The 14594-nt window shown below is 58.5% G+C and carries 16 protein-coding genes and 1 pseudogene; 1 reads left to right on the top strand and 16 read right to left on the bottom strand.

The features are described from left to right. Positions 1–67: 67 nt before the first annotated feature. The 16 genes from ACL2XP_RS26470 to ACL2XP_RS26395 form a co-directional block, all read right to left on the bottom strand. Positions 68–508 carry an acyl-CoA thioesterase gene (locus ACL2XP_RS26470; protein WP_413736400.1) on the bottom strand — a complete coding sequence of 147 codons (441 nt, stop codon included), beginning with the start codon at positions 506–508 and terminating at the stop codon, positions 68–70. Next, positions 495–2231, bottom strand: a complete 1737-nt coding sequence (locus ACL2XP_RS26465) for a glycosyltransferase family 2 protein (protein WP_413736399.1) — start codon at positions 2229–2231, stop codon at positions 495–497. Before ACL2XP_RS26465 ends, ACL2XP_RS26470 begins: the two co-directional genes overlap by 14 nt. Then, entirely contained in the window at positions 2222–3994 is a 1773-nt protein-coding gene (locus ACL2XP_RS26460) for an AMP-binding protein (protein ID WP_413736398.1), read from the bottom strand. The genes ACL2XP_RS26465 and ACL2XP_RS26460 overlap by 10 nt, the downstream gene beginning before the upstream one ends. Then, positions 3958–4521 carry a hypothetical protein gene (locus ACL2XP_RS26455; RefSeq protein WP_413739301.1) on the bottom strand — a complete coding sequence of 188 codons (564 nt, stop codon included), beginning with the start codon at positions 4519–4521 and terminating at the stop codon, positions 3958–3960. The genes ACL2XP_RS26460 and ACL2XP_RS26455 overlap by 37 nt, the downstream gene beginning before the upstream one ends. A gap of 37 nt (positions 4522–4558) precedes the next feature. Continuing rightward, the gene (locus ACL2XP_RS26450; protein WP_413736397.1) at positions 4559–4807 is read right to left on the bottom strand and encodes an acyl carrier protein; all 249 of its coding nucleotides are present in this window, start codon (positions 4805–4807) and stop codon (positions 4559–4561) included. A gap of 55 nt (positions 4808–4862) precedes the next feature. Further along, positions 4863–5126 (bottom strand): phosphopantetheine-binding protein, encoded by a 264-nt coding sequence (locus tag ACL2XP_RS26445; protein ID WP_413736396.1) that lies wholly within the window; start codon positions 5124–5126, stop codon positions 4863–4865. Next, complete coding sequence (locus ACL2XP_RS26440; RefSeq protein WP_413736395.1) at positions 5126–5947, bottom strand: lysophospholipid acyltransferase family protein; 822 nt, start codon at positions 5945–5947, stop codon at positions 5126–5128. The genes ACL2XP_RS26445 and ACL2XP_RS26440 overlap by 1 nt, the downstream gene beginning before the upstream one ends. Next, positions 5944–6669 (bottom strand): beta-ketoacyl synthase chain length factor, encoded by a 726-nt coding sequence (locus ACL2XP_RS26435; protein WP_413736394.1) that lies wholly within the window; start codon positions 6667–6669, stop codon positions 5944–5946. The genes ACL2XP_RS26440 and ACL2XP_RS26435 overlap by 4 nt, the downstream gene beginning before the upstream one ends. Positions 6670–6936: 267 nt before the next feature. Beyond that, entirely contained in the window at positions 6937–7326 is a 390-nt protein-coding gene (locus tag ACL2XP_RS26430; protein WP_413736393.1) for a hypothetical protein, read from the bottom strand. Between the two features lie 145 nt (positions 7327–7471). Then, on the bottom strand, positions 7472–8479 hold the full coding sequence (locus tag ACL2XP_RS26425) for a Fic family protein (protein WP_413736392.1): 1008 nt from the start codon (positions 8477–8479) through the stop codon (positions 7472–7474). Between the two features lie 93 nt (positions 8480–8572). Then, positions 8573–9508: a LacI family DNA-binding transcriptional regulator gene (locus ACL2XP_RS26420; RefSeq protein ID WP_413736391.1), complete on the bottom strand. Its 936-nt coding sequence runs from the start codon at positions 9506–9508 to the stop codon at positions 8573–8575. A 7-nt stretch (positions 9509–9515) separates the two neighbouring features. Further along, entirely contained in the window at positions 9516–9830 is a 315-nt protein-coding gene (locus ACL2XP_RS26415; protein ID WP_413736390.1) for a PTS lactose/cellobiose transporter subunit IIA, read from the bottom strand. Next, on the bottom strand, positions 9827–11221 hold the full coding sequence (locus ACL2XP_RS26410) for a glycoside hydrolase family 1 protein (RefSeq protein ID WP_413736389.1): 1395 nt from the start codon (positions 11219–11221) through the stop codon (positions 9827–9829). The genes ACL2XP_RS26415 and ACL2XP_RS26410 overlap by 4 nt, the downstream gene beginning before the upstream one ends. 23 nt (positions 11222–11244) lie before the next feature. Beyond that, entirely contained in the window at positions 11245–12564 is a 1320-nt protein-coding gene (locus tag ACL2XP_RS26405) for a PTS sugar transporter subunit IIC (RefSeq protein WP_413736388.1), read from the bottom strand. 34 nt (positions 12565–12598) lie between these two features. After that, positions 12599–12904, bottom strand: coding sequence for a PTS sugar transporter subunit IIB (locus tag ACL2XP_RS26400; RefSeq protein ID WP_413736387.1), 306 nt, complete (start codon positions 12902–12904; stop codon positions 12599–12601). 231 nt (positions 12905–13135) lie between these two features. Beyond that, on the bottom strand, positions 13136–13924 hold the full coding sequence (locus ACL2XP_RS26395; protein WP_413736386.1) for a sulfite exporter TauE/SafE family protein: 789 nt from the start codon (positions 13922–13924) through the stop codon (positions 13136–13138). A 169-nt stretch (positions 13925–14093) separates the two neighbouring features. Between ACL2XP_RS26395 and ACL2XP_RS26390 the strand changes: the two are divergent. Then, positions 14094–14542 (top strand): annotated as a pseudogene (locus ACL2XP_RS26390) (AraC family transcriptional regulator). The last annotated feature ends 52 nt before the right edge of the window (positions 14543–14594 follow it).

Genomic DNA, 14594 nt, shown 5'->3' with positions numbered 1-14594 from the left:
CCGTAGCGAGCCGCCAAGCGCGACATTAAGCACGCAATTAACCGCAACACTGCGGCAGACGGATTGTTCATGGTAATAACCCCATGCGCTGCAACAGCACCGGCGGACTGACAAAACAAAGCTCATGGCTGTGTTGTTCCACCGCCACCTGGATGGTATAGCCGGAGGTGGTGTTTTTACCGCTGGGGCCGTCAAAAATACGGTAGCCGATGCGCAGGCGGTTTTCATACTCTTCAATGCGCGCCTGGACCCGGATGCGTTGTTCGAAGATCAGCGGCGCGCGGTATTTAACCCGGGCGTCCACCACCGGCCATAGGTAACCGGAGGCTTTCATCTGCCGATAACCATAATCAAACTGGCCGAGCAGGGCTTCGCGCGCAATTTCCATATAACGCAAATAGTGGCCGTGCCAGACCACGCCCATGGCATCGACGTCGTGAAAAGGGACGGTTATTTCTATTTCCGCGGTGAAGCGCGGGTCGCTTAGTACCATGTCAGGCCTCGTCATGTGGCGCGCTCTGGCCGGGCAGGCGCCAGAAGTCAAAAAAATTGAACCAATCAAGCGGCGAACGCAGGCAGTAATATTGCAATCGGGCCGCATAGCGATCGACGGTTTGTTGCAGCGCCTGAGCGCGCTGCGCGCGCGGCAATTCAAGCCGATCGGCGAAATGTTCGTAATAAATATGCAGTTTCCCGCGCTCTTTCAGGGCAAACATCAGGGCCACGGGGCAACGCAGCGCCGCAGCCAGTATAAACGGCCCTTGCGGGAAAGGCGCGGGGCTGCCGAGAAAGTCGCTCCATACCACCCGCGGCGCAGCGCCGCGGCGGGAGGCCGGCACCGGCGTGCGATCGCCGACTATGGCCACCCATTCGCCTAAATCCAGCTTTTGGCGCAGCAGAATCGCGGTTTCCGGGCCGATGTCCGTGACCGGAATCAGGTTGATGCCGGCCTGGGGATTAATTTGCGCCAGCAGCGCCTCAAAACGCCGCGCATGCTCGGTGAACACCAGCGCGTTGATGATGACCCGGCCGCTTCCCTGGGCCAGCGCGCGGCAGACTTCGATGTCTCCCAGATGGGATGCCAGGATCAGCAATCCGCGCTGCCGGTCGATATCGGGCTGCGCGGGGGATTGCGGGGCAAAATCGATCTGCTCTCCCAGCCGGATATCCCCTTGCCAGCTGGCCAGCTTGTCGAGCATGGCGTCGCCAAAACGCATAAAATGCCGGAAGCTGCCCAGGGGATGCGGCACATCAATACCCTGGCGCGCGGCGGTCCGGCGGATGCGTTGCAGATAATCGGCAGATGCGCGGCGCCGCGCCCCGCCGGTGAGCCAGAAATAACCGATCACCGGGTAGAGCAGGGCGTTAAACAGGCGTCTGCCGCCGAGGCGATAGGCGGCCAGCATAAAACGCATACCTGGGGCGCCGTGGCGCTCCGCCATTCCCGACCAGTGCCGCTGCGGCCTGCTGCGCCGCCAACTGCGGCCCAGCAGGCCGGGCAGGCGCGGCAACATGCCGAAAAACAGCCGGGTATGCAGCCAGGAGATGCGGCAGTTATCCCGCAGGCCGTCAAAATGCGATATTCCGCCAGGGGGATAAATCACCCGGGTGGACACAAACTGGCTTTCATTGCCCTGCCAGTAGAGCCGGACCATGACCTCGGTGTCGAAATCCATCCGTTTGCCCAGCCTGACCCGGCGCGCCAGCGCCAGCGTGGGGGCGATGGGATAGACCCGAAAGCCGCACATGCTGTCTTTTAGCGACAGCGACGCCGTTTCGATCCATACCCAGATGTGGGTGAGATAACGGCCGTAGAGCCGGGCGCGCGGTATCGATCCATCGTAAATCGGCCGTCCGGATATCAGTTTATCCGGCTGCGCCGCGGCTGCGTGTAATAACCGGGGAATATCCTCCAACTGATGCTGCCCGTCGGCATCCACCTGCAGCGCATGGGTAAAGCCGGCCAGCGCCGCGGCTTCCAGCCCGGCCAGCACCGCCTGGCCTTTGCCGCCGTTTTCCGGCAGGCGCACCAAAGTGAGGTCGGGCTGTCCGGCGCACAGGCCGGCCAGCGTCTCCCGGGTTGATGGGTGGCTGCCGTCGTCAATGACAAAGCAATGCAGATGAAAAGGCCGCAGGCGCGCCAATACCCCGGCCATCATGGCCCCGTGATTGAAGCAGGGGATGACGATGCAGGCTTTTAACGGGCCGGGGAGGAGGTCAGTCAGCGGCATAGTTTGATTTTCCCGCTGCTGACCGTGGGTTCGTCCGCCTGGCGCGGATCGCACAGCTGGTAACGAAACACCAGCAGTTGGCGCGGCGCTTGCCACTCAAGGTGCAGGCGCAGGGTCTGGCCGGGTTTAACCGGCCGCTGGAATTTAATATTTTCTATGCCGCTGAAGCGGGCGTCCGGCGCCAGCAGATCCCGGCAATAATGCAGCGCCCAGTCCGCCTGCGCCACGCCCGGCAAGATGGGCTGCCCGGGGAAGTGCCCGCGAAACCAAAACAGCGCCGGCTCCAATTTCAGCAGTAGCTCCGCCTGGCCTTCGGCCGGGGTGCGCCGGGATAACTCAATGGGCAACATGGTAAAAAACAGCTCCTTTAACCGATCCCAGTCATATTTTCCCCGCGGCGTGCGCGGCAGCGCGGCGGCGACCCGCCAATAACGCGGCACGGCCACCGGTTCAAGCCACGCGCCCAATCGGCGGCGATAAGCGTTGATAAGCGTAGGGAGCGAGCCGTCGGCCAAACGCCGGGCGGCATCGGCCGTCAGCACGATAGCCGCAGCGAGGGATTGGCGGCCGTGCTTGATTATCGGCATGACCACCGCTTCGCTTATGTCCGCCAGCGCGTTCAAACGCCGTTCGATTTCGCTCAGGGAGACCCGCTGTTCTTCAATCTTAATCACGCGATCGCCGCGCCCCGCTATCTGGAACCCTTGGCCGCCGGCGCTGAATTCCAGCCGATCGTCCAGCCAATATCCGTCGGGCGGGTCGATCAGCGCCGATGTTACCCTGACCCGGGCAGGCTGCGCATGAAACGCAACTCCGGCAAATGGTTGCCATAGCCCGGTTTCCCGCCGCCGCCGCCGCCAGGCCAAGACGCCGGTTTCGGTGGTGCCGTAAATTTCGGTGACCCCGGCGGACAGCCACTGCCCGGCCCGCAGGGCATCGTCCCAGGGCAGCGGCCCGCCGGCGGAGAAAACGCCGATACAGGACGGCGGGACCAGCGTGGGGTCCAGGCGGGTTAAAAATGCGGGACTGCTGATAAACAATACCGGCCGCCCGGCGCATTGGCGGATAAAATGTTCCGGATAACGGGTCGTTTCCGGACAGAAAGGAATACCCAGGGTCAGCGGCAAAAAAATGCCGAAGGACAGGCCGTACAGATGCTGGTGGGTGACGCTGGAGGCCACCCGGCACGAATCCAGGGATGCCGTTCCGACGCCGCTTGCCTTATCGCATATCAGCGCCGCCAGCCAGCGGGCCTCGATGGCCATGGCGCGCAGCGTTTTGGTCACCGCTTTCGGCCGGCCGGTGGACCCGGAGGTGAATAAGACCAGGCGCGCATCGTCCGGCAGGGCCGGCAAGATTGCGGCGGGCGATATGTGCTGCCGGCGGGGAATCATCAGCGGACAGCTCAGGGACAGCGGCAGATCGCTAATCACGCCGTCGAAAAAAAACCGCTGTTCTTCGAGCAGCTTTTCCCGGTTGTGGCCGGGGATAACCGGCGTTTTCCCGCGGTGCCATAACGCCAGCAGCGCCACCAGGAAGCGATAACCGTCGTCAAAGCATAAAGCCCAGCGATCGCCTTCCAGGCCGGCCAGTTGCAGCCATAAGGACGCGACGTCCTCCCGCAGTTGCCCAAGCGTCAGCGGCTGCGCGTCCCGCCAGGCCACCAGCGTGGCATCGGGGCGATCTCCGCTCAGCCAGCGCAGGGGCTCGGTAAGGGTGCAAGAGGTTAGCCGCCGAGGCGCTGGCGCTTTCTGATTATCCATTCCGTCCCCATCAGCAGTCCCATCAGCAGATAGCTGATACCGCCGTTGTACAGCGCCCATAGGGGCATATCGCCATGAAGGCAGGTAAAAAGCGCCATGGCGCCGTTAATGATAAAAAACAGGCACCAGACCCGCGTCACCCGCCGGGTGTAGACGACCGCCCGCGGCGGCAACGACGGCTGGCGCAGCCGCGCCAGTTGCTCCACCAGGCTGGCCGGGCCGAGCAGCGATGCGCCGAACAGCAGCAGCATCAACGCATTCATCATAACCGGGTAGTAAAGTAATAAATGCTGGCTTTTTAATAACCCGCTGGCCAGGCACAGCAGGATGCCGAACAGCGCCAGCGCCTTGGCCAACCCGCCGAATGCCGCCAAGCCGCGGCGCAATGTCAGCAGGCGCAGTAAAAAAACCGCGGCCAGCACCAGCGCCGACACTTGCGGCCGCCAGCGGGTGGCGCCGAACCACACGGCAAACGGATAGGCCAGAATTGCCGCCAGGCCAATCAGATGCAGCGCTTTTGCCGGCAGGGCGCGGCCGGCGACCTTCGGTTGGTTATTCACCCGTTTATCCGGTCGCTAACAGCGCCGCTACGGCATCCACCACATCCTGCACCGTCCTGACGGACTTGAACGTTTCCGGCTTGATTTTTTTGCCGGTTTTCTTTTGCAGATGAACCACCATGTCCACGGCATCGATGCTGTCGAGATCCAAATCTTCATATAAACGCGCGTCGGGCGTAATGAGCTCGGGTTTGGTGTCAAACAATGCGATCAGCAGTTGCGACACATCCTGGTAAATTGCCTGTTTATCCATTGATGGACCTGTTCTTATAAGCATATTGGGGTAGATATTTATCCGGCGGCGCTTTTTATCGAGCGGCGCTCTGCGACTGGATATAAGCCGACAGGGTGGCTACCGAAAAAAAGTGCCGGCGTATTTCCTGGTTTTCCGCCGAGAGCACCACGTTATAACGGCTTTTTACCGCTAACCCGAGCTCCAGCGCGTCGATGGAGTCCAACCCCAGGCCGTCGCCAAACAGCGGCGCGTCGGTGTCGATATCATCCCTGCCGATACCTTCCAGATTCAAGGTATCGATAATTAACTGTTTGATTTCCTGGTTGAGTTGTTCCATTACATTGTCTCAAAAAATTGACTATTTTCCGGGTCCAGAACCGAGGCCAAATGCTGCGTCAGTCGCCGGGCCGCCAGCGCGGGCGAGCAATCGCCGGCGGAAAAAAACTCGCCGGCGGAAAACAGCCCTTTAACCTCCACGGTAAACTGCGGTTTCCTGGGTGGGATCTGGAACCATTTAATGCCCTTGCTGAGAAAAGGCTGGCTGCAGCTGATATGTACGATGCGGATATCGCATCCGCTGCGCACCGCAAGGTTGGCCGCGCCCCGCTGTAAACGCAGCGGCGAACCGGCAAGAGTGCGGGTCCCCTCCGGGAATATCAGCAGGTTATCCCCGGCGCGCAGCCGCTTGCCGCTTTCCGCCAACAAAATTTCCGCCTGCGAATTGATCAGGTAATCCGCCGCTTTGATCGCTCCGCTGACGTAGATATTATTTTGCAGCGCCTGTTTGACCACGCAATCGCACTGCGGCATTACCGACGCCAGCAACACATAATCCAGCAGCGTCGGGTGGTTCGCCAACACCAGACTGCCGCGATCCCGGCGCAGCAAATGCGCGCCGTGAATACGGTAATCCAGCACGCCCAGCAGGCGCGTAGCGGACAAGAATAACCTGAAGCTGGCCGAAATCACCCGGCGCGCCACGCGGGTACGCCGGAGCGGGTCGTGCAGCACCAGGCACAGGATATAAAACCCCGCCGTGAGCAACAATCCGCCAATTCCGAATAGTGCGAAGCAGCTCCCGGTCATCAATAATCGCCAAGTGAATTTCAAGGGACTATCAGGCCTGGACCGTGCCGGCGGAGCTTCTGCGGCATTCATGCCCGGCTCCAGCGCCAGCACAGGCGTTCGCCCGTGATGGAAAACGCCGTTTCGGCGCTTAACCAGTGGTGCATGAACGCCAGGCTTTGCGGCAGGACGCGGGGAGGCGCTTCCTGCCGCGCGCGATCGGACCGGCAGCACAGCGTTTCCCCGGCTGTCAGCAGCAGCGCCACCGCGTAGGGGAAATCCGGGGTGCCGGGGGCGAGAAACGGATGATAAAACGCCGGGATTTTATTATCGAAGTCCACCAGCAGCACGCGGGAATAGCCGCTTTTCAATAATATCTGCGCTTCAACCAGACCTTGCTGAAAACTGTCTTCCCCGGCGGAAAGCGAGGCGGAAACCAGCGGCGCCTGCGCCGCGATGGTCAGGCTGCCGACCGCGGCGTTATGCACCGACATGGTAAAATCCGTGGGCGAAAGCGTGTGTTGCCTGGCCAGCGCATCGAGAATGCGCTGATTACGCTCCAGCTCGCCGTGGCGGCTGGTAAAAATAACCGCATCGGGCTGATGGCGCCGCAGCAGCGCCAGCCCGTGGTCCACCGCCAGCCGGCTGCCCGCGCTCAGGCGACGGGCCGTCATCATCGGCAATTGCGCACAGGGCGGCAGCGCGGCGTCGGCGATAATGGCCGGCGGGCTGCCGCTCCATGCCCGCCAGTGCTCGGGGGTGGATAACCCGGGCGCGCCGGCTTGCCAGTCAAGAATAGTTAATGCAAGTTTCATCCGGCTCCTCGGCGACCTTATCTGCGGTTTATCATTACGTGTGGCGTTAACGTCCGGCACGGCGCCGAACCGGCCCAATACCCGCTGCCTCATGGGCCAGATCCCGGACTATACCAGCGTGCGCGGAAGTGTAAGGGCCCTTATCTATCATAACAGGCCCACAGCCGCTACCTTTACGGTTATTTACAATATCTCGAGGCGCACCACGATGCCGGACGAGCAGGCAGCGGACGGTATGAAGGAGTAGGCAAAAAAGCCGAAGATTTATCAGGATGCGGAGCTGGCCAACCTGATTTGGATGTCGTGGTTCAGGTTATTAATCCAGTGATTATAATTGCGATGAATGTGGCCTTGTCCGTCCGCCAGCAAATTTTTGCTGCCGGCATAATGGATGCTGTAGCCGGTGGCGCTGTAGGTGATTTGGATATCCGCCTGATGTTCGCGGGTGTTCAGGCGACCGTTGATAACGCCCGGCCGGGCCGGCGTCATAACCCACTGGCGGGCCATGCCTGCCTGCAGGATCGCCGTTTTGACGCGATCGACCGGGTAGTGGATTGCCAGCGGAGTGTCTACATTGGCGATCGGGGCAGTGCGGGCGCAGCCGGCCAATGCCAGGGCGCACAGTAAACACAGTAGAATGGGCCTGGTTATTTTCATTATTTATACTTTTCCATGTAATTTATTGAGGTCGTTACCAGATAATATCGTCCTGGGCGCCGGCATCTTAAATCAATAATACCTAAGGTGTAAATATGGCAGGGACCTGCAACTTTGCGGTAATAATCTTTCATTGGCCCGTCGTTTAACCTGGCGGATATTGCGCTGCGCTGATTCCCAGCTTAAAGCCATTGTCACCGCCATCAAGCAGGCGGTTGAGCACCTTCACCTGCCTGATGGCCAAACCGGCCTGGTAAACATGCTGCCAGAAGCGGTTTTTCAGCAAAATCTTGTCCATTGCCGTTAACGCGTCGTCCAGCGTGGTAACGAGCGTATTCAGAAACCACGCCAACCAACGGGTAATATCGAGCGTGCCCCGCTGCGATTGTTCCGGTACCTGATAATATTCCCCGCGTTGTTTCAGTATCGCCGCCGCCATGGCATAGAGCCGCATCGTCTGATTATCGGCCTGTGCCAGGGCCAAATCCGTCAACGCCCGGGTGATGCGGCCATTACCGTCATCAAAAGGGTGCAAGGTGACAAACCAGAAGCGGCAAATGGCGGCCCGGAGTAAAAGGTCCGGTTGCCGATCCCGGTGGCTTTGATTAAACCACGCCAGGAAACGTTCGATTTCCGCGTCAATAACCTGGCGGGGAGGCGCGATAAAATGGACTTTTGGCCGGTCAATGCGCCCTGAAACCACCTGCATCGGTTCCTCGCCCCGTAATTGCCCGGCCCGGATGTCATAGAGCGACAATGCCTGACTGGGAAACAACCACCGGTGCCAATGTAATAACCGTTCCAGGGTCAATGGCGAATCAAGGTTGGCGATGGCGTCAAGCATCATCTCCGCCAGGCCTTCGGAACGACCCGAGGTGGGATAGGGTGCGGCATCGCTGATTCCCAAACGTTTTGCCAGGGAAGATCGTACCGATTGCGCGTTCAGCTTCTCATCTTCTATCGCCGACGAGGCGAGGATATTGATCAGCAGGGAATCAAAGGTATGGCGCCGATCGCTTTGTCCGTCGGCGGCGGATTTACCCAGTAATAAACCCAATTTGAAGCGTACCGCCTGCACCAGCGGGGTTATTTCCGCTTCGTGCCAGCGAAACGCCGGCCAATCGGGTTGTTGCCATATCCAGGTAGGTTCCAAAGTCCGCCTCGCCGTTGTTGAGCAGATTAGCGGTGAGCCGATTAGCGAGCCTATTCGGCTCATGTAACGAGCAGTACCCGGAACATGTTGATATCAGCCCGCTACCAAATCACCGCGGATCACCAGCGGCACGCCGCCGTGGTTGCCCTTGCCGGCGATCATTTCCAGCGCTTTTTCCGCCAGTTTTTCCAGCGGATATTCAATGGCCGGCAGCGGCAGCAGCGAGCCGGGCAAGGGCGTGGTGCCGTCCAGGCTGATGACGGCCAGCGTATCGGGCACCGTGCGACGATAGGCATGGAGCACCGAAATCGCCTCCTGGGCATCCGCCTGGTTCATTACCAGCAGCCCGTCGAACGGCGCGCCGCTGTTAATCAGGGCCTGCAGCGCGACCCGCGGCGACGGATCGCGGCAGGCGACCAGTTGGCGGTTATAAGGCGCCAAATGGTATTCCAGGCCGCGGCGATAACCGTGCAGCACCTGCTCCGCGGTCTCGCCGTCGGCATAATTAAGCAAAACCAGCCGGCGGCGGCCGTGGCTTAGCAAGTATTGGCAGGCGGTTTCAGCGGCAAAAGCGTGATCGAAGCTGATACTGTGTTCACCGGGCGCGTCGAGGCAGTCGATCAGCACCACGCTGCCGTCCAGCGGCGGCAGCGCGAAGCGCGCGCCGATAACCAGCGTGGCGTCGCATAACCCCCGCCCCAGTGAGGCAATGGCGCTTTCGACGCCGGCGGCATCGTCGGCGAAGCGCAACAGTAAATGCTTATTATGGCGACGGAACTGTTTTTCCAGCGCCGGCAGATAATTCACCGCGTGCTGCATGGACTCCATCGCGCAAATCACCCCCACGCATCCGGTGGCTTGGGCGCTGAGGGATTGGGCGATCAGGTTCGGCTGGTAGTTGAGCGCGCTGGCGGCTTTAAGCACCGCCTGGCGGCTCTCCTCCCTGACGCCGCGATTGCCGCTGAGCACCCGGGACACGGTGGCTTTTGATACCCGGGCTAAACGGGAAACATCATTTATAGTCGCCATAATCCTGCTATTGCCGCTGCTGTCGTTGATAAAGTATTACCATCTCATTAATCAATTCCCGCGCCAAGATAGCATTCATCAAATGATCCTGGGCGTGCACCATGATCAGGGTCATGGGCACTTTGCCTTCACCCTGATCTTCGCCGATCAGCTGCGTCTGGATGCGATGGGCAGCTTTGATAAAGTTATCCGCATCCGCCAGCAGCATCCGGGCGCGATCGAAATCGCCGTTGCGGGCGCATTGTAACGCGGTCATGCACTGGCTGCGGGCCTCGCCGGCATTCACCAGTATGGTCATGATTGTCGTTTCGCTGTCCATCATTTTTCCTCCCTATCGAAACCGTGCCGGCGCGCGATGTCCGCAAACCAATAACCGCTTTTCTTCACCGTGCGCTGCTGGGTGGCTAAATCGAGCTGCACCAAGCCGTAACGGTTTTTGTAGGCGTTGCTCCATGACCAGTTATCAATAAAGGTCCACATATGATAACCCAGGCAGCGGCTGCCCTCTTGCAGCGCCCGGTGTACCCAGACCAGGTGGTCGCGCACAAATTCGATGCGATAGTCATCCTCAATCCTGCCGTCGCGGGCAAACCGCGGCTCGTCTTCCACGCCCATGCCGTTTTCCGAAATATAACAGCGCGGATTCGCGTAATTTTCCCGCAAATTGGTCAGGATATCGTAGATGCCGCGCTCATAAATTTCCCATCCGCGCCAAGGATTCATTTTGCGGCCGGGCATCTGGTAATGATCAAACAGCCATTCGGGCATAAAGGGGCTGTCGGGATTGACCTGATTGGCCCGGCACTGTACGCGCCGGGGCTGGTAATAGTTAATTCCGAGCAAGTCCACCACGCCGTCGGCCAGCAGTTCCCGGTCCCCTGGCTGGGCGGTAGGCAATTGGCCATGGCGCTCCAGCAGCGCGATCAGCTCCGGCGGATAACCGCCGCGCAGCGCCGGATCGAGGAAACTGCGGTTAAACAGCAGATCGGCGTGATTGGCCGCCGCTAAATCCGCCGGGTGCTGCGAGCGGGGATAAGACGGGGTCAAGTTAAGGATAATGCCAATATCGCCGCCCCGGCCGGACAGGCGAAAACGGCGTACCGCGCCGGCGTGCGCCAGCATGGTGTGATACGCCACGGTGGCGGCGCGCTTGAAATCCACCACGTTGGGATAGTGGAAATCATAGAGATACCCCCCTTCCACCGGCACGATGGGTTCATTAAAGGTGAACCAATGTTTGACGCGATCGCCGAACAGTTCGAAACACGCGGCGGCATAGTCGGCATAAGCCAACCCCACTTGCCGGTTTTCCCAACCGCCCAAATCCTGCATGGCCATCGGCATATCGAAATGGAACAGGTTGATAAAGGGCGTGATGCCCTGAGCCAGCAGTTCATCGATAACCTGGTTATAAAACGCCACCGCCTGCGGGTTACAGGGTCCCTGGCCGCCGGGAATCAACCGCGCCCAGGAAATGGAGGTCCGGAAGCTATTATGGCCGGTCTGCTTCAACAGGGCGATATCATCCCGCCAGTGGCGGTAAAACGTCGACGTATCCCCAGGTCCCACCTGCTGGAAAAAACGTTCCGGCTGCCGGGCGAACCAATGATCCCAGACGGTGGGGCTTTTGCCAAAGCCTGAGGACTCGCCCTCGGTTTGCGGGGCGGAGCTGGCGCTGCCCCACCAGAAATTGTCGGGAAATAGATACTGCATGCAATATTCTCCTTTGAATGCCATCAGGAGTTCAGGGCGATTTGGATATCGGGGGCCTGGCTCTCATCTTGCTTTTTCAGCAGCGCGCGTTCGTAGGCCTTCAGGAACGGGTAGTACATCAATGCCGACATCGCCATGCAAAACAGGCACATAATCACCGGGCTCAGGGTCCAGTTGGCGGCCCAGGACGCGCCGATGGGGGCGGGCGTGGTCCAGGGGGTCAACTGGACCACTTGTCCTACCCAGCCCAGCTTGGTGGCGGTCCAGGCGAAGGTGGCGTTAATCATCGGCACCAGGGTAAACGGCAGGAACATCACCGGATTCATGATAATCGGCGTACCGAACAAGATAGGTTCGTTGATATTAAAAAAGCTGGGCACCACCCCCATGCGGCCGATGGTGCGCAGATGTATCGACCGGCTGAGCAGCAGCAAAAACGCCAGCGGCAAGGTAGAGCCGACGCCGCCGATCAGCAGGTAATGGTCCCAGAAACCCTGCAGGTAAATATGCGGCAGGGGGGCGCCGGCGGCCAGGGCGCTTTGGTTCAGCGCCAGATTTGTCATCCAGAACGGGTTCATGATGCCGGTGACGATCAGCGCGCCGTGAATACCGGCGAACCACAGGATTTGGCAAATCAGCACCGACAAGAGTATGGCCGGCAGGGAATCGGATGCGGAAACCAGCGGGGCCAGCAGTTGCATGATAGCTTCGGGAATAATCATGCCGGTGTAGTGCTCCACCAGCAGGTTCAGCGGATGCAAAGTGGCGACGATGACGATGACCGGGATCAGGATTTCAAACGATCGCGCCACGCCGGTGGGCACTTCTTTTGGCAGGCGGATGGTGATATGGCGGCGTTTGAGCCAGGCGTACGTTTCGCTGGCGTAAATGGCCGTGATAATGGCGGTGAATATGCCCTGGCCGGAGAAATAAGCCACCGAGATCTGCTTATCATGATAGGGCGCGGCCACCAGTAAAAATGCCATAAACGCCAGCAGGCCGGTCATGATGGGATCAAGTTTGTAATGTTTGCCCATGCTGGCGCCGATGCCCACCGAAATAAAAAAGGTCATCACGCCCATGCTGAGATTAAACGGCAGCATCAGCGCATCGCGGTAGCGCACGGAAAAATCAAGCCAGCCGCGGGCGAAGCGCCATTGGGTATCCGGGGAAAACGGCGGGAAGATAAATACCAGCATAAACGAGCCGATAATCATAAACGGCAGCGCGGCGAGAAACCCGTCGCGGATGGCGATAATATGTTTCTGCTGGCCGACACGGCCGGCTAAAGGAGTAATGCGACGTTCAATGACTCCGACCATAGCGTCGTATAGAGTACTCATGGTGTCGTCCTATGATGGTTATTCGAAGGGGGGGTCATTTAATCAGGGACAGGGCGAAATCGAGCACTTTGTCGCCACGCTGCATGCCATAATCCATCATATCGATGGCGGCCACCGGTATGTCGCGCTCCGCCGTTTTTTCCGCCAGGGTTTCGAGCATATATTTTACCTGCGGGCCCAGCAGTACGACCTGATAACGGGCAAACTGTTCGTCGAATTCGCTCACGCCATACGCATCGATTTTTATTTCCAACCCGCGTTTTTCAGCCTCGGCCTGCATCTTTCTCACCAGCATGCTGGTGGACATTCCGGCGGAACAACACAACATGATGTTTTTCATTTGTCACCCTTGGGGGAATTAGTGGTTATCCGCCGCCATTGGATACAAAACGGAAACCGGTTTCCATGAGTTTGGCCAGGATTTGTGAGGGCTTTCAAGAAACGGATATCATGAGGGCGGAGATCTGTGAAAAAGATCACGTAATGGCCAGGAAAACCGGTGTTTTCAGGGAGGTTGCAAAAGAAATCCAGCGGCCTGAGAGTCTGGAAAGACGCCATGGCGGTCCGTGGGCTAAAACACCATAGCGGTGAGCACTACCAGCAATAAAAATACATATATTTTGGCATGTAGCCGATCGCGGATTCTGGGGATAAATTTTTTCGCGATATAAATACCGATAAAACCGGTTATGATCAGTAAAACCAATATTTTTATATTAATAAATCCGATATATTCTGGCCCCGGATGTTGACCGTATGCCGTGATGGCATACACCACCGAACCTAAAATCGCCACCGGCACAGACAACGGATTGGCGGCGCTGACGCAATATCTCATTTCGTAGCCATGCCGGCGTAGCAGGGGCACCGTCATCACGCTGCCGCCTACGCCCAGCAGGGCGGCGATGGCCCCGATAATAAATCCTCCCCAGGCCGAGACGCGGGCGGAAAGCGGCCTTTTATCGGCTTTATCAATAAACCCGCGGCGAAACAGGCAATCAACAATGGTTGCGAGCATATACACTATAAACAGCAAACGAACGGTATTATCGGTTAAGTACCGGGATAATAACGCGCCGCCAAGGGCGCCGGCGGCGATAAATACGATTATCGGCAATACCGTTTCTTTCAGTAAATGGCCGCCACGCCACTGGCTGAAAGTGGCGTAGGAAGAATTAACGATCATTACCGCGGTAGACGTGGCGACCGCAATATGCATGGCGTAATGGGATAGGCCAGGATTAAGCGCAACAATATGATAAACAAAGGGCACCACGATAAAACCGCCGCCGAATCCGCACATAATGGTGGTCATGCCGGTAACAATTCCGGCGCTAAGGATAATGATAATTTCTTGCATATGGACGCAGCCCAAAGATGTAATTGCTTTAAAGAAGACGACGAAATTAATAATGCTATTAGCGAGCATGATTAATGGAAATAATAATAATCCCCTGGTTTGACGTTTACTTAATAATACCAATCATCTATTATTTAGCATCGGTCAATCGGGCTATGCCGGGCAGAGAATGTATAATGTTCACATTGATAAAGTCGACCAGATAGATCGCCCGGTGGTAGCGATTGGTACCGATTATCCGCGGGGTTTCCTGCTGCCGTTGCATCGGCATCGGCGCGCCCAGTTGCTTTATGGGGCGTCGGGCGTCATGCATGTCCATACCAGCACCGGCGATTGGATCGTGCCGCCCCAGCATGCCGTATGGGTGCCGCCCTGTTTATGAGTCAAAGCACCTTCAGGCGTTTTTTCCGCGTCCAGACCGGTCTGTCGTTTGCGGAATGGCGCCGCCGGGCCTGCATTGTGCTGGCGCTGGCAAGGTTGATTGAAGGCGAGCCGATTACCGCCATCGCGCTGGATACCGGTTATGAAAGCAGCGCCGCATTCGCCACCATGTTTAAGCGGACGCTGGGGCAGGCCCCGTCGTTTTATTCTTCGCAGCGGACGCAGACCCAGATTTGACGGGGTCAGAATCATATCCATACGGGAACCCCCGGCAATGAAAGTTCGGCAT

This window comes from Sodalis sp. RH21 (assembly GCF_047324175.1).
Taxonomy (GTDB): Bacteria; Pseudomonadota; Gammaproteobacteria; order Enterobacterales; family Enterobacteriaceae; genus Acerihabitans.
This window is presented reverse-complemented; position numbering and strand designations above follow the sequence as displayed.